At 74.7% G+C, this 24519-nt stretch carries 26 protein-coding genes and 1 pseudogene; 14 read left to right on the top strand and 13 right to left on the bottom strand.

Annotated elements, in window-relative coordinates:
* Nucleotides 1–66 precede the first annotated feature (66 nt).
* Nucleotides 67–504: a PadR family transcriptional regulator gene (locus tag ACZ3YL_RS32915; protein WP_188310096.1), complete on the top strand. Its 438-nt coding sequence runs from the start codon at nt 67–69 to the stop codon at nt 502–504.
* Nucleotides 501–1100: an HAAS signaling domain-containing protein gene (locus ACZ3YL_RS32920; RefSeq protein WP_465660942.1), complete on the top strand. Its 600-nt coding sequence runs from the start codon at nt 501–503 to the stop codon at nt 1098–1100. The genes ACZ3YL_RS32915 and ACZ3YL_RS32920 overlap by 4 nt, the downstream gene beginning before the upstream one ends.
* Nucleotides 1101–1963: 863 nt before the next feature.
* On the opposite strand, the gene ACZ3YL_RS32925 is transcribed toward ACZ3YL_RS32920, so the two are convergent.
* Nucleotides 1964–2641, bottom strand: coding sequence for a DUF6461 domain-containing protein (locus ACZ3YL_RS32925; RefSeq protein WP_465660944.1), 678 nt, complete (start codon nt 2639–2641; stop codon nt 1964–1966).
* Between the two features lie 568 nt (nt 2642–3209).
* Nucleotides 3210–4673, bottom strand: coding sequence for a purine-cytosine permease family protein (locus ACZ3YL_RS32930; protein WP_465660946.1), 1464 nt, complete (start codon nt 4671–4673; stop codon nt 3210–3212).
* A gap of 71 nt (nt 4674–4744) precedes the next feature.
* On the opposite strand from ACZ3YL_RS32930, the gene ACZ3YL_RS32935 reads away from it, so the two are divergent.
* From ACZ3YL_RS32935 to ACZ3YL_RS32950, 4 genes are all read left to right on the top strand, one after another.
* The gene (locus ACZ3YL_RS32935; protein ID WP_465660948.1) at nt 4745–5518 is read left to right on the top strand and encodes a TetR/AcrR family transcriptional regulator; all 774 of its coding nucleotides are present in this window, start codon (nt 4745–4747) and stop codon (nt 5516–5518) included.
* Nucleotides 5519–5556: 38 nt separating this feature from the next.
* Entirely contained in the window at nt 5557–7206 is a 1650-nt protein-coding gene (locus ACZ3YL_RS32940) for an amidohydrolase (protein WP_465660950.1), read from the top strand.
* A 507-nt stretch (nt 7207–7713) separates the two neighbouring features.
* Entirely contained in the window at nt 7714–9108 is a 1395-nt protein-coding gene (locus ACZ3YL_RS32945) for an erythromycin esterase family protein (protein WP_465660952.1), read from the top strand.
* Nucleotides 9109–9444: 336 nt separating this feature from the next.
* Nucleotides 9445–10107, top strand: coding sequence for a hypothetical protein (locus tag ACZ3YL_RS32950; protein ID WP_465660954.1), 663 nt, complete (start codon nt 9445–9447; stop codon nt 10105–10107).
* A gap of 36 nt (nt 10108–10143) precedes the next feature.
* Here the strand turns inward: ACZ3YL_RS32950 and ACZ3YL_RS32955 are convergent, their stop codons facing one another.
* Nucleotides 10144–10950 carry a hypothetical protein gene (locus tag ACZ3YL_RS32955; protein WP_465660956.1) on the bottom strand — a complete coding sequence of 269 codons (807 nt, stop codon included), beginning with the start codon at nt 10948–10950 and terminating at the stop codon, nt 10144–10146.
* Between the two features lie 230 nt (nt 10951–11180).
* Between ACZ3YL_RS32955 and ACZ3YL_RS32960 the strand changes: the two genes are divergently transcribed.
* Entirely contained in the window at nt 11181–12395 is a 1215-nt protein-coding gene (locus tag ACZ3YL_RS32960; protein ID WP_411293036.1) for an MFS transporter, read from the top strand.
* Nucleotides 12396–12437: 42 nt separating this feature from the next.
* Here ACZ3YL_RS32960 and ACZ3YL_RS32965 read toward each other — a convergent pair whose 3' ends face one another.
* The gene (locus ACZ3YL_RS32965; protein ID WP_465660958.1) at nt 12438–13430 is read right to left on the bottom strand and encodes an alpha/beta hydrolase; all 993 of its coding nucleotides are present in this window, start codon (nt 13428–13430) and stop codon (nt 12438–12440) included.
* 44 nt (nt 13431–13474) lie between these two features.
* Between ACZ3YL_RS32965 and ACZ3YL_RS32970 the strand changes: the two genes are divergently transcribed.
* A complete protein-coding gene (locus tag ACZ3YL_RS32970) occupies nt 13475–13957 on the top strand; it encodes a MarR family winged helix-turn-helix transcriptional regulator (RefSeq protein WP_465660960.1) in 483 nt (160 codons plus the stop codon).
* A gap of 441 nt (nt 13958–14398) precedes the next feature.
* A complete protein-coding gene (locus ACZ3YL_RS32975) occupies nt 14399–14833 on the top strand; it encodes a hypothetical protein (protein ID WP_188307186.1) in 435 nt (144 codons plus the stop codon).
* 54 nt (nt 14834–14887) lie between these two features.
* On the opposite strand, the gene ACZ3YL_RS32980 is transcribed toward ACZ3YL_RS32975, so the two are convergent.
* Nucleotides 14888–15925, bottom strand: coding sequence for a medium chain dehydrogenase/reductase family protein (locus tag ACZ3YL_RS32980; protein ID WP_465660962.1), 1038 nt, complete (start codon nt 15923–15925; stop codon nt 14888–14890).
* Between the two features lie 129 nt (nt 15926–16054).
* Between ACZ3YL_RS32980 and ACZ3YL_RS32985 the strand changes: the two genes are divergently transcribed.
* Nucleotides 16055–16696, top strand: coding sequence for a TetR/AcrR family transcriptional regulator (locus tag ACZ3YL_RS32985; RefSeq protein WP_465660964.1), 642 nt, complete (start codon nt 16055–16057; stop codon nt 16694–16696).
* 120 nt (nt 16697–16816) lie between these two features.
* Here ACZ3YL_RS32985 and ACZ3YL_RS32990 read toward each other — a convergent pair.
* The 3 genes and pseudogenes from ACZ3YL_RS32990 to ACZ3YL_RS33000 all read right to left on the bottom strand — a co-directional run.
* Nucleotides 16817–16948, bottom strand: a pseudogene (locus tag ACZ3YL_RS32990) (cytosine deaminase); the annotation flags it as partial.
* Between the two features lie 21 nt (nt 16949–16969).
* Nucleotides 16970–17740 (bottom strand): maleylpyruvate isomerase family mycothiol-dependent enzyme, encoded by a 771-nt coding sequence (locus ACZ3YL_RS32995; protein ID WP_465660966.1) that lies wholly within the window; start codon nt 17738–17740, stop codon nt 16970–16972.
* Nucleotides 17741–17744: 4 nt separating this feature from the next.
* The gene (locus ACZ3YL_RS33000; protein ID WP_465660968.1) at nt 17745–17978 is read right to left on the bottom strand and encodes a hypothetical protein; all 234 of its coding nucleotides are present in this window, start codon (nt 17976–17978) and stop codon (nt 17745–17747) included.
* A 257-nt stretch (nt 17979–18235) separates the two neighbouring features.
* On the opposite strand from ACZ3YL_RS33000, the gene ACZ3YL_RS33005 reads away from it, so the two are divergent.
* On the top strand, nt 18236–19168 hold the full coding sequence (locus tag ACZ3YL_RS33005; RefSeq protein ID WP_465660970.1) for a LysR family transcriptional regulator: 933 nt from the start codon (nt 18236–18238) through the stop codon (nt 19166–19168).
* On the opposite strand, the gene ACZ3YL_RS33010 is transcribed toward ACZ3YL_RS33005, so the two are convergent.
* The 4 genes from ACZ3YL_RS33010 to ACZ3YL_RS33025 form a co-directional block, all read right to left on the bottom strand.
* Nucleotides 19137–19355, bottom strand: a complete 219-nt coding sequence (locus ACZ3YL_RS33010) for a hypothetical protein (RefSeq protein ID WP_465660972.1) — start codon at nt 19353–19355, stop codon at nt 19137–19139. The two genes, ACZ3YL_RS33005 and ACZ3YL_RS33010, sit on opposite strands and share 32 nt — an antisense overlap.
* 18 nt (nt 19356–19373) lie before the next feature.
* Nucleotides 19374–19532: a hypothetical protein gene (locus ACZ3YL_RS33015; RefSeq protein WP_465660974.1), complete on the bottom strand. Its 159-nt coding sequence runs from the start codon at nt 19530–19532 to the stop codon at nt 19374–19376.
* A gap of 44 nt (nt 19533–19576) precedes the next feature.
* Nucleotides 19577–20347, bottom strand: coding sequence for a GNAT family N-acetyltransferase (locus ACZ3YL_RS33020; RefSeq protein WP_188304491.1), 771 nt, complete (start codon nt 20345–20347; stop codon nt 19577–19579).
* Nucleotides 20348–20561: 214 nt separating this feature from the next.
* Nucleotides 20562–21545, bottom strand: a complete 984-nt coding sequence (locus tag ACZ3YL_RS33025; RefSeq protein WP_465660976.1) for a helix-turn-helix transcriptional regulator — start codon at nt 21543–21545, stop codon at nt 20562–20564.
* 98 nt (nt 21546–21643) lie between these two features.
* Here ACZ3YL_RS33025 and ACZ3YL_RS33030 point away from each other — a divergent pair, with 98 nt between their 5' ends.
* Entirely contained in the window at nt 21644–22189 is a 546-nt protein-coding gene (locus tag ACZ3YL_RS33030; protein WP_465660978.1) for a DinB family protein, read from the top strand.
* Between the two features lie 63 nt (nt 22190–22252).
* On the opposite strand, the gene ACZ3YL_RS33035 is transcribed toward ACZ3YL_RS33030, so the two are convergent.
* Entirely contained in the window at nt 22253–22468 is a 216-nt protein-coding gene (locus tag ACZ3YL_RS33035) for a heavy-metal-associated domain-containing protein (protein WP_188304488.1), read from the bottom strand.
* A gap of 284 nt (nt 22469–22752) precedes the next feature.
* On the opposite strand from ACZ3YL_RS33035, the gene ACZ3YL_RS33040 reads away from it, so the two are divergent.
* Together ACZ3YL_RS33040 and ACZ3YL_RS33045 are read left to right on the top strand one after the other, a co-directional pair.
* Nucleotides 22753–23448, top strand: a complete 696-nt coding sequence (locus ACZ3YL_RS33040; protein WP_465660980.1) for a DUF3152 domain-containing protein — start codon at nt 22753–22755, stop codon at nt 23446–23448.
* Nucleotides 23449–23558: 110 nt separating this feature from the next.
* Nucleotides 23559–24497 carry a glutaminase gene (locus ACZ3YL_RS33045; RefSeq protein WP_262985998.1) on the top strand — a complete coding sequence of 313 codons (939 nt, stop codon included), beginning with the start codon at nt 23559–23561 and terminating at the stop codon, nt 24495–24497.
* The last annotated feature ends 22 nt before the right edge of the window (nt 24498–24519 follow it).

Consider the following 24519-nt stretch of genomic DNA (forward strand, 5'->3'; position numbering starts at 1 on the left):
GCTGTCGTGTCTGCCGTGTTTCTGTCGTGCGTGCGCTACCTTGCTTCGCCTGCTATCTTGCATCGCATGGTACCTGGCATCACAAGCTCCGAGCAGGGCGACGAGCCCGACGGGCCCGACGGCCGGCCCGCAGGTGGGCCAGCCGCGCCCGACGCGCCAGGTGCGCCCGACGGCCCGGTCGCGACCCAGCTGCGCAAGGGCGTCCTGGAGTACTGCGTCCTCGCGCTGCTGCGCGACGGCCCGCGCTACGGGGTCGAACTGCTCCAGGAACTCGGCCGCCATCCGATGCTGGCGACCAGCCAGGGCACCATCTACCCGCTGCTGTCCCGGCTGCGCCGCGCCGGGCTCGCCGACACCTTCCTGCGCGACTCGGCCAGCGGCCCGTCCCGCCGGTACTACACCCTGACGGCGGCCGGGCGGAGCGCGCTGGAGGAGTTCACCGCGCTGTGGCCCGCCTTCCGTGCCACCGTCGACCACGTCCTCGCCCCGGGAGAACACCCGTGAACAACCCCATCGAACACCCCCTGGTCCGCGCCCACCTCGACGCGGTCGCCCACGGCACCGCCACGCTGCCGCCGGAGCGCCGCCGCGAACTGATGGCCGACCTGCGCGAACACATCGAGGTCTCGCTCACCGAAGCCCCGCTCACCGAGGCCGCCGTCCGCTCCGTCCTGGAGCAGCTCGGCACGCCCCGGCAGATCGCCGACGCCGCCCTCGCCGAGGAGGGGCTGGCGCCGCCCGCGCCGGAGACGGCGGGCTGGACCAACCTCACCCTGGCCCTCGCCGTGCTCGCACTGCCGCTGGCGCTGATCCCGGTCGCCGGGCCGGTGCTCGGGTTCGTCTCGGCCGTCCTGGCGGCCGTCCGGGTGACCAGGTCGCGGCAGTGGACGCGGCGGGAGAAGCGGCAGGCGACGCTGCTCCTGCTCTCGCCGCTGGTCCTCACCCCCGCGGTCGCGCTGGTCGTCACGGTGCTCTCGTCCGGACTGACCCCCGGCGCCCTGCTCGCCACCTGTGCGCTGGGCTTCTGCCCGAGCCTGGTCGCGACCCTGCTGCTGTCCCGGGCCGCCGCCCGGGTGCGCACGGCGGGGCTCGCGGCCTGACGTCGCGGGGCTCCCGACCCGGGGGCCTGTGGGGTCAGGCGGCCCGGCGGCCCGGCGCGACACGGCCGTCCCCTCGTCGGCCCGCCCGCTCGATGAGCAGCCCCGCCAGGCCCGGGCGGTGCCCCCGGTGGGACGGATCCAGCAGCCCGACGGCCCCCGCCGGGCGCCCGGCCCCGGCCGACTCCCGGACCACGTAGCGGGATCCGGCATCGGGGCAGGCCCTGATCTCCCCACCGCCCGCTCCACGCGGCCGACGGCGGCGGGCAGCCGGTACCGCAGCCGGACGCTCCCCTTCGGGGATCCGACCCGGGCAGACACCCCGTCCGGGTACCCCAACTCCTCCTCGGCACTGCCCTGTTCGAGGTACCGCGTGCACGCGGCGGCACGATCCAGTCCTCGCCGCCGCCGCTCGACCACGGCAGGGCGCGCGGCACCCCGACGGCTCCCCGCCCCGGCCGTGCCGGACCGGCAGCCGGGCGAGGTGGCCGTGTCCGAGGAGCCGAGCGACCGGACCGGTCGGCACCCAGTCGAGGTAGGTGGCCCCGGGCCCGGCGGTCGAGTTCAGCGGCAGCCATGATCGGGGCCCCTACCGCCCGTCCCGATCCGCGCCCTCGACACCGGGCCAGTAGGCCGATCGGCTGCCCGACCTGGGGGAACTGGTCGCCAGAACCTGCCGATCGGCACATGTGCGGGCGGGCGATGGCGCGTGAGGATGGCGGTCAACGGGGCCCCTCCGGTGGGGCCCGGAAGGAAACTCCGCCATGACTGCCCTGACCGACCTGACCGACCTGACCGACCTGACCATCGTCCCCGCCCTGCCCGTCCTCCCGCTGTCGTCCCTGTCGCCCCCTCCCCCGCTCACCTCAGCGCAGTTCCAGCCCCGGCCTGCCGCGCACCACGTACGCCGGCAGCCGCAACTCACCCAGTACCGCCGGGGGCAGGCGCAACCCGAACCGCCGCCCGACCGCGCCGAGGGTCCGCCGACGGACACCCGCGCAGGGCGAACTCCCGGGCGCGCAGGGGGTGACACCGTCCGCCTCCAGGACGTTGGCGGCAACCAACTCCGGCACCAGCAGGTCGGGTTCCTGTCCCCAGCGCCAGCGCTCCTGGCCGAGGCCGAAGCCGCAGAGCACCGCGCCGTCCCGGGCGTAGTCCAGCAGGGCGGGCGGCTGCTCCGGCATCGGGCGGAAGTGGACCACCTCCACGCCCTCGCGCGCTATCTCGGTGAGCAGTTCGCCACCGGTGGAGTCCCCGTACTCGATCGCGAAGGACCAGCCGTCCGCCTCACCGACCCGGATCACACCGTCGCCGTCGTCACCAGGGCGGTAGACCTCGATGTCCAGGTCCCAGATCTCCCGGCCGCTGATCGGCCTGGTCACCGTAGCCGGGTCGGCCCCCATCCGACGGGCGAGATCCTCGGTCGGGACCCCCCGGGCGAACACCACTCCGGTCAGTTCCCCACCCGCGTCCGCCAGCCACTGGATGCCCTCACCACCCCGCTCCTCGGCCCCGCGCGAACCGTCACCGACGACGCCGATCATGACGCCCCTCCCCTCGCGCCGACCCTGCGATGGCCAGGCGCAGCCGGTCCGCACCATAACCGAGATCGCCGACACGCAACGCCGAACGACGGGGCGGACGATGGCCGGGCAGAGGAACTCACCAGGAGCGCACCGCCGTTCGCCCAGCTCCACCCCTGCCCAGCTCCCGCCCCTCGCTGCCGCCGCGTTCGCCCCGCCAGCAACACGGCTCACCGTCCACCCCTCACATGAGAAGGGCAGGCACCCGACCCACCCGAGAAACCACCACCGAAGGTCGAACCCGCCGCTTCCCACGCCTTGCCCAACCCTCCCGACTCCCCTCCGGCTCCAGAAGGCCCCCCGAACGCAGCAGGCCAACACTCGCACCCAAGAGGTTCGACACCGGAAGTCGGACCCGCCGACTTCCCCTACCGTGCCCAGCCGGCCCACTGCGCTCGGAAGAACACCCCGCCCCCGAGCCCCGCCACCACCCCGCACCAGCCGGACCCGCGCCCGAACGGGCCTGCGCAGGAAGTCGGACTGGCCCGACTTCCTGCGCGATGCCCAACTGCCCCGACCACCTCCGGCGTCAGGCCCTCTGGCGGAGCACCGTTCGCCGCATCAGGAGGGCGTAGACCACGGCGGCCACCACGATGCCCACCGGGAGGGCCAGGTCGACACCCGTGAGGGCCGCGACGGGGCCGGTGTAGAGGGTGTCGACGCAGAGGGCCGAGGTCGTCACGCCAGCGAGCAGGGCGAGGGCGCCGGCCGGGTTGACGCCCGCGCGGTACCAGAAGGAGCTGCCGGGGGACTCGTCGGTGAGGGCTCGGCCGTCGTAGTGGTTGCGGCGCAGCAGGATGTCGATGGCGTAGATGGCGGTGCTGGGGCCGAGGAGGACGACGGTCAGCTGGAGCACGTTGCTGACGGTGTCGAGGAAGTTGGAGACCAGCAGCGCGTAGAGGGTCAGCGCGACAGCGACCGTGCCGTCCACGAGCACGCTGAGCGTTCGGCGGATGCGGATGCCGACGGCTTGCAGGGCGAGGCCGGCGCTGTAGGCGGTGAGGGCGTTGACGGCGATGGTGCCGACGACCAGGGAGAGCAGGAAGATCGGGTTGAACCAGCCGGGAAGGATCTTCTGGAGCGCGGCTTGGGGGTCGGTCATGTCGACGGCGGTGGCCCCGAGCACGCCGAGTCCGCCGACGGCGACGCTGGGCAGGAAGCCGCCGAGCGCGGTCCAGCCGAGGACGGCGCGGGGGGAGGTGGTAGCAGGGAGGTAGCGGGAGAAGTCTGCGCTGGTGGTGTACGAGAGCGGGCCGGAGCCGATGAGGGTGATGCCGGCCAGGACGGCGGCCCACAGTCCGCCGCCGGTGAGCGGTTCCGGCTGGCTCCAGCCGAGGTCGGCGTGCCGGAGGACGGCGTAGCCGACGACGGCGAAGGAGGCGGCGAGGGCCAGGGTGATCGGCAGGTAGAGTCGCACGATCATGGCGTGCCCGTACACGCTGATGGTGAGTGTGACCACCACGATCGCGATCACGATGGTGATCTTGATCGGGATGTTCGGGGTGATCCCGACCTGCTCGGCGAGTGAGAACGCCGCGACGGCTGCCGCCGCGAGGTTCAGCGCGAAGTAGCAGACGGAGATCATCCACCCGGTGACAGCGTTGTTCACCCGGTTGCCCCGGACGCCGTACATCGCCCGCGTGATCACCTCGCTGGGTGCGCCGGCGGCCGGTCCGGAGACGGCCAGCAGGCCGGTGCTCAGCCAGAACAGGTTGCCGACCACGACCACCGCGAAGGCCTGCCAGAGGCTGAGCCCGGTCAGGACGAGGGCCCCGCCGACCACCAGGTTGAGGTAGTTGACGCTGGCTGCCGCCCAGACGGCGAAGAGTTCGCGGGCGCGGCCGCGCCGTTCGGTGTCGGGGATGTGGTCGATGCCGTGGACTTCGACCCGGCCGTTCCGCTCCTGCTGAGGTGGCGGGGACGGCTGGGGTCGCGGTCCGGCGGGTCCGGCGGGGAAGTCGGACTGGGGACGGTCCGGGAGCGTGGACGCCATGGGGGGCCCTCCGTGGGGGTGTCGTGCCCACCTGCTTGCTTATTGGTCGCACACTCAATAGCATCCGGCACATGACGTCAAGCGTTCAGCGCAAACGGATCCGGAAGTCCCCCGACGACCGCCGGGCGGAGATCGTCGGGGCCGCTGCCACCGTCGCCCTCACCGAGGGCCTGGAGTGCATCACCCTGCGCCGGATCGCCGAGCAGCTGACCGTCAGACCGGGCCTGATCAGCCACTACTTCCCGGCCGTGGAGGATCTCGTCGCCGAGGCGTTCGGCAGCGCCGCCACCACCGAGCTGGAGACGCTGCTGCCCGCCGACCCGCCGGATGGTTCCCCGCTGAACCACCTCGCCCGCTTCTTCGCCCGCACCACCGGCCCGGCCTACGACGACATGAGCCGGCTCTGGCTCAACGCCCGCCACCTCAGCCGCTACCGCCCGGTCCTGCGCGAGCGCGTGCTCGGCCAGGAGACGCTGTGGCGGGGCCGCCTCAGCGGCGTCGTCCGCGCGGGGGTCGAACAGGGCGAGTTCCGCACCGAGGACGCCGTCCTGACGGCCGTCCGGATCCTGGTGGTGATCGACGGCCTCGCCTCCCACGCCAACACCGGCCTGGGCAACCACCCGTCGGCCGTCATCCGGCTCGCCGCCGCCACCGCCGAACGCGAACTCGGCCTGACGGAAGGCACCCTCGCCCTCCCCGAGCAGCCCGGCGCCCCGGCCGCCCCGACCGAAGCCGGTGCCGAATCCCCGGCCGCCCCGGCCACCCCCGCCAATGCCCCGGCCACCCCGACCGAAGCCATCGCCGAGGCCGCCCCCACCCCACCCACCACCGAAGAGCAGTCCTGACCCCGACTCCCCCACCCCGCACCACCGCTGGAGCCGAAGTGCGCACCTCTCTCGTCCTCCTCTCCGCCCGCCTGCTCGACCCCGCGTCCGGCGGGTTCCTCCCGCAGTCCGCGCTTGCCGTGGCCGACGGCCGGATCGCCGCCCTGGGCGACGACCGGACGATCCGCGAACTCGCCGACGCCGCGACGACGGTGATCGACCTCAAGGGCGCCGTGGTCACCCCCGGCCTGGTGGACGGCCACCTGCACCCGGTCACCGGCGCCGAGCTCACCCACGGCCTGGACCTCTCCGGCTGCACCGACCTGCCGTCCGTCCGCGCCGCCCTCGCCGCCGAGGTCGAGGGCTTGGCCCCGGGGGCCTGGCTGCACGCCTGGGGCCTGGACCCGAACGTGTTCGGCGACCGTCCCGTCGCAGCCGCCGCCCTGGCTCCCGTGCTGGACGGCGTCCCGGCGCTGCTCCAGCTCTTCGACGCCCACTCCATGCTCGCCAGCCCGCGCGCCCTGGAGCTGGCCGGCGTCGACGGCCCGCGCACCTTCGCCCAGGCCGCCGAGGTGGTCTGCGACGCCGACGGCCGCCCCACCGGTCTGCTGCTGGAGGACGCGGCCTGCGAACTGGTCGAGCGCGCCGCTCCCCAGCCCACCCGCGCCGAGCGCCGCACGCGCCTGGCGGCCGCCCTGCGCGCCATGGCGGCGAACGGCCTCACCGGCGGCCACGCGATGGACGCGGGCGGCGACAGCCTCGACCTCTACGCCGAGCTGGACGAGGCGGGCGAACTCCCGCTGCGGCTCCGGGTCGCCCCCTGGTGCCAGCCCGGCGTGGACCGGGAAGGACTGCGCGCACTGGTCGAACTTCAGGGCCGGGGCGGTGAGTTGTGGCGGGTGAACGGCGTCAAGCTGTTCATGGACGGCACCATCGACAACGGCACCGCCTGGCTGGAACGCCCGGACTGCCACGGGGAGTCCACCCACGCCTTCTGGCCCGATCCGGCGCACTACACGCGGGTGGTCGAGGAGTTGCACCGGGCCGGAGTGCCGACCGCCACTCACGCGATCGGCGACGCGGCCGTCCGCCACGCCCTCGATGCCGTCGCCAAGGCCACCGCGAACAACCCTGCCGACGGCACCCCCACCCGACCCGCCCCCGTCCGGCACCGGATCGAACACATCGAGACCATCCCGGACGAGGCAGTGCGCCGCTTCGCCGAGTTGGGCGTGATCGCCTCGATGCAGCCCACCCACTGCTGCGACTTCACCCGCGCCGACCACACCGACAACTGGTCCCGCCGCCTCGGCGAGGAGCGCGCCGACCGGGCCTGGCGCTGCCGCGACCTGTGGGACGCGGGCGCCACCGTCGTGCTCGGCTCCGACTGGCCGATCGCCCCCTACCCGCCGTTGGGGGTCATGGCGGGGGCCCGCCACCGCCGTCCGTCCCGGGACCTCGACCAGCCCCCGCACAACCCCGGCCAGGCCCTCACCGCGCTGGAGGCGCTGCGCGCGATGACCGTCAACGCGGCCTTCGCGGCGGGCGAGGAGCAGTTGGCGGGCCGGATCGCGGTCGGCCACCGCGCCGACCTCACCGTCCTCGCCACCGACCCGCTCACCACCCCCGCCACCGAACTCGCGGCGGTCCCCGTCCTGCTCACCGTCCTGGACGGCCGGCCCACCCATCGCGCCGACCGGCTGTCCTGACGCGGAACACGCCGGCATCCCAACGCCCGGCGGCCCCGCCCCGTGCCCCCTTCGGGGCGCGGGGCGCGGGGCGAGGGGCGCGGGCCGCCCAGTCCCGGGTATATCCCCGGCCACGGTGGCAGGATGCTCCACACCGCAGCCACCGGCCTGCTCACCGGTCTGCGGCAATGTCGGTCAGATCGGCCGGGCAGTTAGATCGGCCGGGCGGTCAGATCGGCCGGCCAGGGCGGCAACGGCGGCCACGGCCACCAGGCCCACGACGACGCGGGGGTGCCCCCGCCCAGAACGACCTCGCCCACTACCAGCAGTCCGTCCACTCGTCCAGGTGACCCTAGGGGAACCGTCCCGGTACCCCCAGGGGCCCGGGGTAGGTGGGGTTGCCCCCCTGAGAAACCTGGCGGCCCTCCCCAGCGCGCCCCACCCCCTCCTCGGCGGAGGATTCTCTCACCGGCCCGGACAGCCGGACGAGTTGAACCGATCAAACCCACGAGCCGAGGAGTAGCCATCATGACCGTGACCCGGAAGCCCATCGCCCGACGGACCGTACTGGCCGCCACCACGGGCACCGCGGTCGCCGCCACCGCCACGCTGCTCACCCCGGGAACGGCCAGGGCCGCATCCGCGTCGGCCCCGACCCCGACCCCGACCCCGGCCTCGGCCCCGCAGTCCGCGACCGTCTCCGCGGACCTGGACCGGATCGCCCACCTCCTGCGGTCCACCGAGCCCGACGCCCCGACCGGCGGCCTGCGGGCCCTGGGCGCGATGATCGGCGACGCCCGGGTGGTCGGCCTCGGCGAGGCCACCCACGGCTCGCACGAGTTCTTCACCATGAAGCACCGGGTGTTCCGCTACCTGGTCGAGGAGAAGGGCTTCACCACCTTCGCCCTGGAGGCCAGTTGGTCGGCCGGCCTGCTGATCGACGCGTTCGTGCAGGGTCAGGGCGACGCCGACGCCCAGCGGCTGGCCCGCCGGGTCATGGCCGGATCGCCGTGGCAGCGGCGGGAGTTCGCCGACCTGATCGGCTGGATGCGCGCCTACAACCTGAGCGGGCCGCAGCGCCCGGTGCACTTCGTGGGCACCGACCTCGGCCTCCCCGGGATCGGCGACCAGCCCTTCGCCGAGGTCAGCGCCTACCTGCGGAAGGCCGCCCCCGCCTCGCTGTCGGGTGTCGAGCAGCTGTACGCCGGCCTGCGGCCGTTCGCCGACGCCATCGGCTACGTCACCCGGACCCCGCTGCCCGAGCGGCAGCGCAACGCGGACCTGGCGCAGCAGGCGCTGGAGCTGGTCGCCGCGGCCGGCCGGGACGGTGACGAGGGGTACGACTGGGCCGTCCTGCACGCCCGGAACATCGCCCGGACCTTCGCCTTCACCACCATGCGGACCGACGACGCCGCCTCCGTCACCGCCGCGCAGCTGCTCCGCGACCGGGCGATGACCGACAACACCGTGTGGTGGCAGCGCCGCTTCGGCGGCAAGGTCCTGCTCTCGGCGCACAACGGCCACGTCGGCTTCCTGTCGACCGACCCCGCGCTGTACCCCCGGACGGAGGGCTCCCTCCTGCGGGACGAGCTCGGTGCCGGGTACGTCAGCATCGGTTTCACCTTCGGCGGCGGCTCCTTCCTCACCAAGGCCGACCCGTTCGCCGACGACTGGCGCAGCACCACGGTGCCGCCGGCCACGCTCGGCATGAACGAGTACCTCCTCGACCGGGTCCGCCCCCGCGACTTCTACGTCGACCTGCGCCAGGCCTCGCCCGCGGCCCGCACCTGGCTGGGGACGGCCCGCCCGACCTACGACGCCGGGTCGATCTTCAGCCGCGACCCGCTGCCCACCCTCGCCCTCGGCGCGAACTACGACGTGCTGATCCACCTCCACCGGGTCCGCGCGGCCGACAAGCTCTGACCACCGCCCCGGCTGTGGGCGCGACGAGCCGCGCGACGACGGCCGCGCCCCCTTGTGTCCGCGACGACCTGCCCTGGTTCAAGCCGAACCCCACCTCCGCCCCACCGAGCACGCCGACGCCGGCACACCATCGAACTCCTCGGCAACCACGGCGAGTCGGCCCCGGACCAGCGCCTCCCGCGAGCCCTCCCGGCGGACGACCGGCCGGCCTTCGAGCGGGCCCTCGCGCCTCCCGCCGCACCCCGTCGGAGCGCGCGCGTGCCGTCTGACATGATCGTCCCCCATCGCCCCGGCGGCCCACCCGCCCGAGGACGGCACGACCCGAGGAACCAGGGCATGAGCAGGAAGAACAGGTCGACGAGGACCTCCGGCCGGGCGGCCCGCACCGCACACGTCCCCGGAACGGCACGGGCCCGGATCACCGCGGCCGGGCGGCGCCGGCCGCAGAGCTGGGGCATTGGCTTCCTGGCGGCGCTGGTGCTCGGTGTGGCCGTCATCGCCCTTGGCTTCCTGGGCGGCCGGGCGGCCGCCACCTCCTTCGCCTACGCCGCCGGGATGAGCGGCCGGCCGGGCATGCTGACCGTCGACCGCTGCTGGGGTGACAACCCGGCGAAGCCCCGTCTGATCACCTCCTGCGCCGGGGAGTTCCGCTCCGACGACGGCCGGACGGTGACCGAGGGCTCGCCGATCGGCAGCAGCCACCGCCTCGGCGCCGCCCTGCCCGTCGAGTACGGCGACGGCGGCTACCACGCCACCGGGCTCTCCTACGCGACCGGCGATCTGGCCGGGCTGCTCGCCGTGGTACCGGTCGGCGCGCTCGGCCTGTGGCTGGTCTGCCTGGCGTTCGGCGTCACCCCGGCCGGGGCCCGGCTGCGGGCCGAGCTGTCGCCGGACCACAACCGGGCGGTGCGGTACGTCCTGTGGGGCAGCGTCGGTTGCCTGCTGGCGGCCGGCGGCTGCCTGCTCGTCGGCGTCGCCGGCCGGGGTGCCACGCCCTGACCGTGGCCCCACACCCTGACCGTGGCGGCCGAAGGCTCAGCGGCGGTGGTGGAGGCGACCGTAGAAGAAGAGGCCGACGAGGGTGATGGCGCCCAGGGCGCAGACGAACAGCGCGATGGCGATCAGTGCCACGGTGGTGCCGTCGATGCCCTGGACGTACTCGTACGAGGTGTGGCCCGCGGAGTCGACAGTGATCCGGTCGCCGCCCGGGTGGTCGGAGAGGTAGCGGATCAGGAGGACGACGACGACGGCGCAGCCCGCGGCCGCCAGGAGCAGCCAGGCCCCGGCCCGACGGGTCCACTCGTCGCCCTCGCTCCGGCGGGCGTCCGGGCAGCGGTCGGCCACCGCGGCGCCCAGCGCGCGGGCGGCGACGGCCAGCCCGTCGATCCGCACCCGCCCGCCGTCGGCCAGGCGCAGGACGCAGCGGTAGTCGTTGCCGAACCGGTGGGCGTGGGCGCCGACCGAGGTGTGAGGGCGCGGGATGGTGATGACGGCGATCTGGTTCCAGGTCCAACTGGCCTTGCGGCCCGATGAGTTGCCGTGGACCAGGCCGTGACTGCGCACCTCGAAGTACTCACCTTTGCCGCCGCGCAGGGCCCGCGTCGCCTGGGTGATGCCGATGACGAGTCCGCACAGGCCGAGGCCGAGGGCGGTGCCGAGTCCCTTGCCGCTCCCCGAGGCGCCGCCGTCCCGGAGCAGGGCCCACAGCCCCAGCCAGCCGGTGAGCACGCCGATCGGCAGGGCCCAGGCGGCATTGACCCATCGGGTGCGGTTGTCGACCGGGTGACGGCTGACCAGGTCGCCGAGCGGGTCGGGTGCGGGTGCGGGTGCGGTGTCGGCCACGCCCGCAAGTCAAGCAGGGCCGCCGGAGCCCTTCAAGAGCCCTGCGGCCGGCTTCATCGGCCCGCGCGGGCGGCACGGGCGGGCGGCACGGGCGGCACGGGCGGCCGGCCCGGCCGGGAGGTGTACGGCCCGCTCCGGGGGCGTACGGGCAGGTCGGGAGGCGTACGGCCGGTCGGCCCAGCGCGCTCCGGTGAGCCGTGGGCCGGTTCGAGTGGCGCGCCTATCGTGGGCTGGTGACCGATCATCGGACCGTCCGACCACCTGTCGCCCGGGCGGACTACCTGCTGGCCGCCTTCGCCTTCGCCGTCTGCATGACCGGGACCACCCTGCCGACCCCGCTGTACGGGCTGTACCAGGAGCGGATCGGCTTCTCCGAGTTGACGGTGACGGTGGTGTTCGCCGTGTACGCCTTCGGGGTCATCGGCGTCCTGCTGCTGGTCGGCAATGTGTCCGACTCGGTCGGGCGCCGGCCCGTACTGCTGTGCGGGCTGCTCAGCTCGGCTTGCAGCGCCGTCGTGTTCCTGACGGCGGACAGCGTGCTCCTGTTGTGCCTGGGCCGGCTGTTGTCCGGCCTGTCGGCGGGGTTGTTCACCGGCACCGCCACGGCGTACGTGCTGGAACTGGCGCCGCCACGGCACCGGGGGCGGGCGGGCTTCGTCGCGACCGCCGCCAACATGGGCGGCCTGGGGTTCGGGCCGCTGCTGGCCGGCCTGCTCTCCCAGTACGCGCCGCACCCGCTGGTGCTGCCGTTCGTCGTGCACCTGGTGCTGCTCGCCGCGGCCGTCTGCGCCCTCCTGCGGCTGCCGGAGACCGTCGCCGGCGCCCGTCCGCTGCGCACCGCCCGGCCGGTCCGGCCCAGTCTGCCGCCGGAGGTCCGGCGGGTGTTCGTACCGGCCGGGATCGCGGCCTTCGCCGGGTTCTCCCTGCTGGGCCTGTTCACCTCGGTCAGCCCGGCCTTCCTCGCCGAGGGCCTGGGCGTGCACAACCGGGCGGTGGTCGGCCTGGTCGTCTCCTCGGCCTTCCTGGCGTCCACCCTGGGCCAGTTGCTGGTCCCCCGGCTGGGCACCGCGCGGGCCATCCCGCTGGGCTGCCTGGTGCTGATCGCCGGGTTGGCCCTGCTGGCGGGCTCGCTGGCCTGGACCGTCCTGGCGCTCCTGGTGCTCGCCGCGCTGGTGGGCGGCGCCGGGCAGGGCATGGGCCTGCGCGGCGCGGTGGGCGAAGTCGCCGCCGCGAGTCCGGCGGAGCACCGTGGCGGGGCCCTGTCGGCGCTCTTCGTGGTCGGCTACTTCGGCATCTCGATCCCGGTGATCGGCGTCGGCGTGCTCACCGGGCCGCTCGGCCTCGCCCGAGCGGGCCTGGTGTTCGCCGCCTGCATGGCCCTGCTCGCCGCCGCCTCCGGCGCCTACCTGCTCCGTCTGCTCCGTCAGGCGGGCGCCGGGGCCTGATCACGGGCCGACCCACCCCCGACAGGACCTGCGGGTGGGCAGCTACGAGGCCCGCGTCCGCCCGGCGCGGATCCGCTGACGCAGGAAGAGCGCGGCGCGGTCGAGCGCCTCGTCCGCCTCGTCGAGGACGCCGGCGAAGCACTGGAACACGTGCGGCGCGTCGGCGGTGATGTCCAGGATGACGTCCACGCCCGCCGCGCCCGCCCGCGCGGCCAGGCGGGTGGAGTCGTCCAGCAGCAGTTCGTTGGCGCCGACCTGGATCAGCATCGGGGGCAGGCCGGTGAGGTCGGCGTGCACGGCCGGACTGAGCAGCGGCTGCCGGGGGTCGGCCCCGGCGAGGTACATGGCTCCGGTGTGGTCGAGGGCGGCCCGGGTGAAGATCGGGTCGACGCCCTCCTTGGTGCGCATGCTCGCGCCGGTCCGGGTGGCGTCGAGGCCCGGGGAGAAGGCCAGCACGGCGGCGGGCTGCGGGAGGCCCGCGTCCCGGGCGGCGAGGCAGGTGGTGACGGCGAGTCCGCCGCCGGCGGAGTCCCCCGCGAAGGCGATGGCCGAGGGGTCCGCTCCCTGGTCGAGGAGGGCGCGGTAGGCGCTCAGGCAGTCCTCGATCGCGGCCGGGAAGGGGTGTTCGGGGGCGAGCCGGTAGTCCAGCGAGTACGCGCCGAGGCCGGTCCTGGCCACGAGGTTCCCGGTCAGCGAGAGGGCGGTCTCGGGCGAGCCGAAGACCCAGCCGCCACCGTGGAAGTAGAGGATCGTCCCCGCTTCCGCTCCGTCCGTCGCTCCGACCTTCGGTTCGTCCGTCGCTCCTGCCGTCGGTTCGTCCTTCGGCACGACGCGCAGGGCGGGCCGGTCGCCGAGGACCGTCGGCGCCGTGCGGATGGCGCCGTGGGGCACGATCATCCCGGCCATCAGCTCCCGGAACCCGGCCCGGATCTCCTCCACCGACGGCGGCCGCACAGGCCCCGCCTCCTCCGGCTGCCCCGCCGGTCCCGACTGCCGCAGCATCGCGTCGATCCGGCTGCGCTGCTCCCTGCTCATGAGCCCACTCCCCATCCCAAGTAGCTTCCCGTACACTATATGCCGTGGAAGATACATCACCCGGCGACCGCCCCGCATCCGGCCTCCCGGCGCTCTTCGCCGACCTGGTCCGGTGCGAGACCCGCCTGTACAACGCCCTCAACGACCGGCTCCGCGAGCGGCACGGCATCGTCACCTCGCAGTACGAGTTCCTGGACTACCTTCGCCGCCACCCCGGCAGCCGGGTGGCGGACCTCGCCGCCGAGTTCGCCATCGGCGTCGGCGCGACCAGCAAGGGCGTCGACCGCCTGGAGAAGCAGGGCTGGGCCGCCCGTCGGCCGAACCCCGCGGACCGCCGGTCCTCGCTGCTGGTCCTGACCGACGACGGCACGCGGCTCGTCGAGGCGGCCGAGCGGACCTTCACGGAGGGCCTGGCCGAGCTGCTCGCGGGCACCCTCGACGCCACCGCCCTGTCGGCGGCCGCACGGACCCTGGCCACCCTGCGCTCCGCGCTCGAACGCGACCAGGTCGGCGCCCCCACCGGCTGACCCGCGGCCCGCCCCCCGGAGACGGCCCGCAAGGCGACCCGGACCACGGCCGCCGCGCCGGTCGCGATGACGACCGGTGCCACGGGTGCGGCGCGAACAGCAGGAGCAGCAGGAGCAGCAGGAGCAGCAGGAGCAGCAGGAGCAGCAGGAGCAGGCTCAGCCGGTGATCGGGCGACCGTCCAGCCGGACGTGGTCCACCGCCCAGTACCAGTTGTTGCCCGCGTCGTACATCCGGAACTTCAGCGTCACCGAGCGCGCGCCCGCCGGGACGGCCCGTCGCCGTAGGCGAGGTCGCCGGCCAGGAAACCCTGAGCTGTACAGACCACTTGACGCCGCATGATCAACGTCGCCCACCATCGGCCCCGTTGGCTTCCTCTACGCTGGGGCGAGGCCCCGGACGCCGGGCGCCGACCGACGCGCACAGCCACCGGGGGGAACCGCGTGATCCGCGTACAGCAGCACACCTTCACCTTGATTCCCTGGCCGTGGCGCGTCATGCCCTGGGTCCAGGTGCCCGAGGGGCTGGAGTTCACCCTCTACGACGTCGTCGACCCGATGGCGCGCGGCGTCGAGGTGCCCGGCACCCCGGAGGAGGCCGCCCGCTGGAAGGTCGGCCACGACGCCTACCGGAGCCTGCTGCAGGAGGCCGAGGAGGACGTGCGCCACGCCCACGGAGTGCGCTGCCGGGCCGGCTTCATGGTCGACATGCACTCGGTGCGGCTGCGCCGCTACGACCTGATGCCCAACCGCAAGGCCCGCTCCCGGCGGCTGTTCGACGAGTGCCTGACCAGGATGCGCCGGTACGAGGAGACCTACCGGCCGATCCTCCAGGACATCGAGGCCCGGATCGCGGAGGCCTCCGCCGACGCGGCCTGAGGTCTGAGGTCTGAGGTCTGAGGCCTCCCGAGCGGTCCTCCGCACTCGGCGCGGCTACCGGACGATGACGACCTTGCCCGCGACGGTGCGCGACTCGGCCAGCGCGAGCGCGGCCGCGGCCTCGTCCAGCGGGAACCGCGCGGCGATCTCGGCGGTGAGCGCGCCGTCGGCCAGCAGCGCCAGCACCCGGGTGAGGTCCTCGCGCAGCCGGGCCCGGAAGGCGGCCGGGCGGCGGCTGCCCGCCCAGAAGTTGTAGAAGTGGGCGGACCGGCCGTTGGGGAGGCCGTTCCACAGCGCCAGCCGGGCGAACAGCTTGAGCACCGGGAGCCGCGAGTCGCCCTCCTCGTCCTTGGTGGCGGCGGTGCCGTAGGACACCAGGACCCCGCCGCGGCGCAGCAGCCGCCAGGACTCCTCCAGTCCGGCGCCGCCGACGTGGTCGAACACCGCGTCCACGCCGTCCGGTGCGAGCTCCCGGATGCGCCGGTAGACGTCGGGGTCGCGGTAGTCGACCGGGGTCGCGCCCAGTCGGCGGACGGTGTCGTGGTGCCGGGCGGACGCCGTGCCGATCACCGTGATCCCGGCGTGCCGGGCCAGTTGCACCAGCGTCGACCCGACGCCGCCGTTGGCGCCGAGCACCACGATCGTGGCGCCCTGGGCCACCTTCGCGGTCCGGTGCAGCATCTGCCAGGCCGTCACCCCGTTGACCACGACGGTCTCCGCGTCGGCGGCCGTCACGCCGTCCGGCACGGGCACCAGGTCGGCGGCGTCGAGCAGTTGGAGGCTGGCCCAGGCGCCGGTCTTGGTGACGGCGGCGAACCGCTGCCCGACCAGCGCGGGGTCGACGTCCGGGCCGGTCGCGACGACCGTGCCGACCACGTCGTACCCGGGCACGAAGGGGAAGGGCGGCTGGTCGTAGTACTTGCCGCGGCGCATCTGCTGCTCGGCGAAGGAGACGCCGGTCGCGTCCATCCGCAGCAGGACCTTGCCCGCGGTGGGCAGCGGGAGGTCCCGGGTGCGCACCTGGAGGCCGTCCGGGTCGACGGTGCCCGGCAGGACGACCTCGGTGGCACGGGTGAGGAGGGTGTCGTTCATGGCTTGTTCTCCGCTTCGGCTGGCTCGTGGCCTTCGGCTGACTCGCTTGCTACGGCCGTAAAGTTACACCCGTAACCTCACAACAGACAAGGGCTTCGCCACGTAAGTTCTCACCTGTAAGCTCACGCCATGGGAAACGAATCGAGCGCACCCCCCAGCCGCCCCCGCAACCGCCGCGGGGAAGGCGCCCGCCTGCGGGACGACATCGTGGCCGCCGCGGTCGAACTACTCGACGAGACCGGCACCGAGACCGCCGTCACCCTGCGGTCCGTCGCCCGCCGGGTCGGGATCGCCGCCCCCTCGATCTACCGTCACTTCCCCGACCAGCCGGCCATCATGCTGGCCGTGGTGCGGCAGGCCTTCGACGAACTGGAGGCAGAACTACGGGCCGCCCAGGACGCCGCCGGCGAGGACCCCCGAGAGCGGCTGCTCGCCCTCTGCCACGCCTACCTGGGGTTCTCCGAGGACCACCCGGAGCGCTACCGCACCATGTTCGGCGGGGTCTGGGTGCCCGCGCTCCAGGACACCGCCGTGACGGCGGAGGAGATGAGCAGCCTCGGCCAGGCGTCCCTGCAGCTGCTCGCCGAGGCCCTGACCGGGTGCGTCGCCGCCGGCCTGGCCACCAGCGACGATCCGTTCGCGGACACCGTCGCGCTGTGGCTGGGCCTGCACGGGCTGGCGCACCAGCGGGCGGTGACGGTCGCCTTTTCGTGGCCGCCGGACATCGCCGAGCGGCTGATCACCACGCTGGCGCACCTCAAGGCCGAGTAGCCCCCGGCGGCGGCGTGGCCGGAAAGCCGCCGGCCCCCGCCCGGCAGTCGGGCGGGGGCGGGCGGGCCGGCGGGCCGGCGGGCAGGCGGGGCCGGCAGGCAGGCAGGCAGGCGGGGGCCGTCAGCGGACCAGCCGCCCGTCACGGGCGACCACCCGGCCTACGCGCACGACCGGTTCGCGCGGCGGGAGGTCGATCACCGCCTGCGGCAGGCACTCGCCGCCCAGCAGCAGGAAGTCGGCCGGCGAGCCCGGCGCCCGCCTCCTGACCGGCCCTCAGCCCCAGCCCGGCACCGGCGGCAACGGCCAGCCCGGCAACGCGGGAACGCCCGACCCGGACGGCGGCGGCCCGTCCACCCGCAGGCCCGTCGCCGGGCCGCGCCCGGCCAGCCAGGCGAGCAGGGCGTGCCCGGGGCCGCTCACCACCGGCCCCGCCCCGGCGACCGTCCAGCCGGCCGGCCCGCCCGGGCCGAGGTCCTCGGCCTCGATCCGGGCCAGCGGAACCCCTCGGGCACCCAGCGTCGCCGCCGTCTCGGCCAGGGCCCGCCACACGAAGCCGTCCGGCCAACCGGCCGACGTGAAGCCGTGGTCCAGGTCCACCCCGTGTACCTCCAGCTCCCGCCAGGCCCGCCACAGCAGGTACCAGGCCGGGTGCCGCCACCCCGCCAGCGCCGGGACCAGCACGGCCCGGCGGGCGGTGGGCAGTTCGGCGGCGTCCCGCAGCAGCCCGTCCAGGCCGGCCCGCAGGTCGGCCACGAGCGCCTCGGCGCCGCGCCCCGCGCCCTCGTTCAACTGCCGTGCCAGCGCGGCGGCGTCGGCCCGCGGCCCGGGTGCGGTGCCGGTCCGGGCCAGGGCGAACATCCACCGGTAGGCATCGGCGCTGCGGGCGAGGTGGGTCAGCACATGGCCCCGGCTCCAGCCGGGCAGCAGCGAGGGCTCGCGGGCCTGCCCGTCGGTGAGCCGCTCCAGCCCCGCGCACAGGCGCTCCGCCGAGGCCCGGACCTCCTCGTACAGCTCCTCGAAGTCCGGCCGCCGATCGGGCTCCACCGCGCTAACGCCCAGCCTCGGAGACCGTCCGCCAGTCGGGCGTGCCCGCCCGGCTGTCGTACCCCTCGAAGCGGGCGCCCGGCGCGGGGCCGTCCGCACCGTCCAGCCACCCGACCCGCCGCAGCTCCGGGCCGAACCGGGCGGACGGTCCGATGTCCGTCACCAGCGCCCAGACCCGTTCCACCCCGGCCCGGACGAACACCTCGCCCTGCGCGCCCGGACCATCCGCGTACCGCATTGCGCTCCCCCTCGACTGCCTGACGCACTCGACCCCCGACGTCCTACGGGTCGACACCCGCCCTGCCCCCGCCTCTGAGCGTCCGGAACGCCGCGAAGGCAACGGGCGGGTTGCCGCCCTCTCGCGGGCCCTGCCATCGATGGTCGTTCCTGCCGAACCTCCAAGTCAATCCACCGATTTCCTGGGGCGCCTCCAAGGTTGAGCTTGGGTCGAGCCCTGCGGCCACCGGCTCGGCCCCGGCAGTACCCTGGGCGCTCGTGACCCTCGACGACCTCCGCGTCTTCGCCGCCGTCTGCCGGGCCGGCTCGCTCAGTGCCGTCGCCCGCGACCTGGCGTGCAGCCAGTCCGCCGTCAGCCAGCACGTCAAACGGCTGGAGCACGAGCTGGGCCTGGCCCTGATCGAGCGGCATCCGCGCGGCGTGGTGCCCACCCAGGCCGGCCGCCAGCTGCAGACCGCCGTCGCCACCGGTCTGGGCGGCATCGATCACGCGCTGCGCACCATCGCCGAACTCGCCCGCGGCGAGGGCGGATCGGTGCGGATCACCACCGGCGCCACCAGCATCCGGCACTTCATGTCCGCCGCCGTGGTGGACTTCCGCCGGCGGTTCCCGCAGGTCAGCCTGGAGTTCCAGACCGGCGTCTCCAGCCGCAGCTGCCTGGAGGCGCTCACCGCCGGCCATGTCGACCTGGCCTGGATCACCCTCGGCGCCCCGGTCCGCGGCATCGAGCAGCGGCCCGTCGCCGACCTGCCCTGGGTGCTGGCCGTGGCGGCCGCCGACCCGCTCGCCGCCCGGGAACGCATCGAGCCCGCCGACCTCCAGGACGCCCGGCTGATCGGACTGCCGCAGAACTCGGTCTCCCGCTCCCAACTCGACGACTGGCTCGGCAAGTCGGGGATCCGCCCGGTCTTCGACACCAGCGTCACCGACTGGGACACCGCGATCCTGCTGGCCGAACTCGGCCTCGGTCACGCCGTCGTGCCCGCGCTCCCCGAGTGGCAGGGCCCGGGCCACCCCGGCCTGCGGCTGGTCCCGCTGCCCGACCTGCCCGGCCTCACCGTCGGCTGGGCCGCCCGCGACTGGGACACCCTGGGGCCGCTGGCCCGGGCCTTCGCGGAGACCGTCGCCACCCACTGGGGCCGTCCGGCTCCGCCGCCGGTCAGCTCTGGAGCCCGTCCGCGAACTCGCTGACCGACCGGAGCCCGCCGCCACCCAGGAGCCGGGCCACCGGCAGCCCCTCGTCACGGGACGTCACCTCCGCCAGCTGCCCGAAGTCCTCGGGCAACAGGTCCAGCAGGCTCAGCACCTGCTCGCCGGTCCGCAGCTCCAGCACCAGTTCGCAGCGCAGCTGCCGTGGCAGTTCCGGGCGGTGGGTCACCCCGTGCCACCACACCGCTCACAGGTAGTGCCGCCCGGCGGGCGCCGCGTGCGACCTCAGCCACGCCGGGTCCAGCCGCTGGGAGAGGCCGAGGCCGGCGGCCCGTTCCTCCAGCCGCAGCAGCCCCGGGGTGTCGACGGCCATCAGTTCACCCGGCAGTGCCCGTTCCGCGTCCATGCCGCCATCCTGGCGCACCCGCGCCGTCTCACCCCGGCCTGCCGTCAGTTCGTGTGGAAGGAGTGGCTGCGGCCGATCTCGGTGAAGCCCCGCCGGGCGTACCACTCGCGCGGCCAGTCGGCCGCGTCCGCGAGCAGGAAGAGCTGCGGGATCCCGGCGGCCGCCGCCAGCGCCAGTCCGCTGGCGAGCAGGGTGTCGCCGTGGCCCGCGCCGCGGTGCGCGGCGGCGGTGACCAGGTCCTCCACCTGGGCCAGTCCGGCGGCCGGTTCGAGGTAGAGGTCGACCCAGGCCGCGATCTCGCCGTCCGCCGCCCGGGCGGCCAGGAAGTGCACCCGCTCGGCGCCGCGCAGCCGGGTCGGCCGGCGGTCGGTGAGCTGGCGGATCAGTTCCTCGCCCTCGTGCCACTCCGACTGCTGCCGCAGGACGGCCTCCCGCAGCTCGGCGAACTCCGTGGGCCGGGCGGCCGGTTCGGGCAGCGCGCAGCCCGCCGTCTCCCGGGCCAGGACCACCGCGGCGCCGTCCTCGTACCCGGCCTCGGCCAGCACCGGAGCGGCCCGCTCACCGCACTCCTGGTCCAGCACGGTGATCGCGTACTGCCGGCGCTGCCCCAGCCAGCGCTCCGCCAGTCCGGGCAGCTCCGCCGGGTCGGTGCCCGGCCCGGTGACGATCAGCTGGTTGTGCTCGTGGGAGAGCACGTGCTCGGCGTCCCGGACCGCGAAGACCCCTGGGAACTCGGGCAGTTCGAGGAGCTCGGCGGCCTGGCGGCGGGCGAAGGCGGCACGGAAGGCGGACACGCGCGCAAGCAGATCGGACATCCTGCCATGATCGCCCCGCCCACCGCCCCGGCCAAGCGAATATCCACCGGCCGGCTCGCCGCGCCACCGCGCCGCTCCCCCACCACGCCACGGCACTCCCCGCCACCGTCCGCACCCGCGCCGGCCCCACCCCCGCCGAGCCCGGCCCCCCTGCCTGCACCCGCCGTCCTCCCCGACCCGCCAGGCAACCCGCCGTCCTCACCGGGCCGGCTTCCTACTCCGCCCCCGCCATCCCTCCCCGTTCCGCCGCCCGCCCGAAGCGGGCCGACCACTCCGCGATCAGCTCCCGCAGCTCCGGTGGGTGGACGACGTGGAACTCCGCGCCCAGGGAGCCCAGGGCCATCGCGGGCCAGTCCAGCGAGTCGGCGGTCATCCGCAGCCGGCAGCGGTCGGCGTCGACGGCCTCGACCTCCCCCCAGCGGCCGATGCGGTCGCGGACGCGTCCGGCCGGGGCGTCGACGAGGGCCTCGACGCGGTTGCTCCGGGGCATGCCGCTGAGGCCCGCGCGGACGAACTCGGCGGCGTCGGCGGCCGGGAGGGTGCGCGGGGCGAAGCGGGCGCCGGTGGCCTCGGCGGCGGTGAGGCGGTCGAGGCGGAAGGTGCGCCAGTCGGCGCGGTCGAGGTCGTAGGCGACGAGGTACCAGCGCCGGTCGAGGCAGACCAGCCGGTGCGGTTCGACGTGCCGCGCGGTGCGGTGCGCGGAGGCGGCGGTGTACGAGAAGCGCAGCCGTTCGCCGTCGCGGCAGGCCAGGGCGGCGGCGGTGAGGGCGTCGGGGTCGACGCGGGTGCCGCCGGTGGCGCCCCAGTCCACGGGGACGGTGACGGCGCGCAGCGCCTCGACCCGGCGGCGCAGCCGGGCGGGCATCACCTGCACGACCTTGGCCAGGACCCGTACGGAGGCCTCGGCGACGCCCTCCACCGGGCTGTCGGCGGCGGCCTGCAGCCCGACCGCGAGGGCGACCGCCTCCTCGTCGTCGATGACGAGCGGGGGCAGGGCCGCGCCGGCGGCCAGCTGGTAGCCGCCGTCGACGCCGCGCTGGGCTTCGACGGGGTAGCCGATGTCGCGCAGCCGGTCGATGTCGCGGCGCAGGGTGCGGACGGAGACGCCGAGCCGGTCGGCGAGTTCCTCGCCGGGCCAGTAGCGGTGGGTCTGGAGCAGGGAGAGCAGCCGCAGGGTCCGGGTGCTGGTGTTCGCCATGTCTCGATTGTGGCCGGATTCAGGTCAGGAAGTGGCCGCAATGGTCCGTAGCGTGGTGGTTGTCCGAGGGAGCAGGAACCGAACGGAAGGCCAGCGCCATGACCACCACCACCCCCGCCACCCCCGCCACCGCCGCCACCGGCGAGCGCGCCGACCTCCTGGTCGCGCTGGAGAAGCAGCGGCACTTCCTGCGCTTCACCACCCGTGACCTCACCGACGAGCAGGCCGGTCTGCGGACCTGTGCGAGCGAGCTGTGCCTGGGCGGTCTGGTCAAGCACGTGACCTCGGTGGAGCGGATGTGGGCGGACTTCATCGTGACGGGCCCGTCCGCGATGCCGGACTTCACCACCTGGACGGAGGAGGACGTCGCCCGCCGGGCCGACGAGTTCCGCCTGCTGCCCGGCGAGACGCTGGCCGGGGTGCTCACCGAGTACGCCGAGGTCGCGCGCCGCACCGACGCGTTGGTGGCCACGCTGCCCGATCTGGACGCGACCCAGCCGCTGCCGAAGGCGCCCTGGTTCGAGAAGGACGCCGTGTGGTCGGCCCGCCGGGTGCTGCTGCACATCGTGGCCGAGACCGCCCAGCACGCGGGCCACGCCGACATCATCCGCGAGTCCCTGGACGGCGCGAAGAGCATGGGCTGAGCCGGGCGGGGGCCCGCCGCACCACGGCGGGCTCCCGATGGCCGGTTCCCGGCCGGTCCGGGCTCAGATCTCGTCGACGAGGGTGAAGCCGGCCCCGTCCACCGCGCTGCGGACGGCCGCCGTCTCCAGCGGCTGGGCGGAGGCGACGGTGACCCGGCCGCTCGGTGCGTGCGCGACGACCTCGGTGACGCCGGGGATGGCGGCGAGGCCCGCGCTGACGGTCTTCTCGCAGTGGCCGCAGCTCATGCCGTCGACGGTGAGGACGGTGGTGATGGACATGTCGGCGCCTCCAGGCGGGTCGGGTGACGGATCCGTCGGGGGACGGATCAGGGGGGTGACGGATCAGGGGGGTGGGTCAGCGGTGCACGGCTGATCGACCCGCCCTACGACAGCGGAATCCCGCCGCGAACCCCAGGGACACGCCGCACGGGTGGCACCATCGAGTGGTTCCGGGAACCGACCGCCCCCTGCAACCGACCGAGCGCCCTGAACCGTCTCCCCCGACGTCCCCGTTCCTCCCGTCGTACGCCCATTCGGCCCTGCCCAGGAGTTGTCCCACCACCATGGCCGTCAGTCCCGCCGCCCTGTCCCGTCGAATACGGCACGCCGCGCTCGCCCTGGCGCTGGTCGCGGCGGTGACCGCCGGCCTGCTGTGGTGGCAGCCCTGGCACCACGAGCCCGCGCCGCTGGCCTTCACCACCGCTCCGGGCGGCTCCGAGCGGTTCGGCACCGGGGAGCACCTGTACCGCTACAAGGTGCGGGTGGAGGACGGGATCGCGGAGAGCCCGGCGCAGTTCGCCGCCGAGGTGGACGCGGTCCTCGGCGACACCCGGCGCGGCTGGGCGGCCGGGAACACCGCGTCCTTCCAGCGGATGCCCGCCGACCCGGTGGACTTCACGGTCTACCTGGCGACCCCGCGGTCCACCGACCGGATCTGCGGCCAGTACGGGCTGGACACCGGCAGCTGGGTGAACTGCGGCGTCCAGCACCAGGTGGTGATCAACCTCAAGCGGTGGACGGAGTTGTCCGAGTTCTACCAGGGCCGGCCGGAGCTGTACCACGCGCTGGCGATCAACCACGAGGTCGGCCACATCCTCGGCAACGGGCATGTCGACTGCCCCGGCCCGGGCGCCCCGGCGCCGGTGATGATGCAGCAGATCAAGGGCCTGCACGGCTGCGCCCCCAACGGCTGGCCCTACTCCGAGACCGGCACCCTGCTGACCGGCCCGCCGGCCCAGGCGCCGAGCAACGCGCCCTGACCGCCACGGCACTCCCCCGGACCCGGATAATCACTGGTCGGACCGGGTACCGCCGCACGGCGCCCCGGTCCCGATCGTGTCCCTACCGTCCGCGCGTGGAGTGAAGAACCTTGTTCGATGTGGAGAACCTCGACTACCCGGCCCTCCTGGAGGCCGCCGAGGCGGCCGCCCGGGCGACCACGGGCCGGGGCCGCGTCGCCGACTACATCCCGGCCCTCGCCGAGGCCGACCCGGAGGCCTTCGGCATGGCCGTGGCCACCGTCGACGGCGAGCTGTACGGCGTCGGGGACTGGGAGCAGCCCTTCTCCATCCAGAGCGTCTCCAAGCTGTTCTCACTCGCCCTCGCCCTCGCCTACAGCAGCGACGGCGGCGCGGGGCTCTGGCGGGGCGTCGGCCGCGAGCCCTCCGGCAACCCCTTCAACTCGCTGGTGCAGCTGGAGACCGAGCACGGCATCCCGCGCAACCCGTTCATCAACGCGGGCGCCCTGGTCGTCACCGACCGCCTGCAGTCCCTGACCGGCGACGCCTCCGGCGCGGTCCGGCAGTTCCTGCGCCGCGAGTCCGGCAACCCGCTGCTGGACACCGACCCCGTGGTCGCCGCGTCCGAGGCCGAGCACGGCCACCGCAACGCCGCGCTCGCCCACTTCATCGCCAGCCACGGCAACCTGCGGAACCCGGTCGACACCGTGCTGGAGCACTACTACGCCCACTGCGCCGTCGCCGCCAGCTGCCGCGACCTCGTCCTGGCCGGCGCCTTCCTCGCCCGCTACGGCGTCCGCACCGACGGCACCCGTCTGATGACCCGCAGCGAGGCCAAGCGGATCAACGCCGTCCTGCTCACCTGCGGCACCTACGACGCCGCCGGCGAGTTCGCCTTCCGGGTCGGCCTGCCCGGCAAGAGCGGCGTCGGCGGCGGCGTCCTCGCCATACTCCCCGGCCGCGCCGCCGTCTGCGCCTGGGGCCCCCGCCTCGACCAGGCCGGCAACTCCGTCGCCGCCGTCACCGCCCTGGACACCCTCACCACCCTCTCGGGCTGCTCGGTCTTCTGACCGCGACGAGGCCCGGTCGCAG

It is taken from the genome of Kitasatospora sp. NPDC023176, assembly GCF_055560495.1.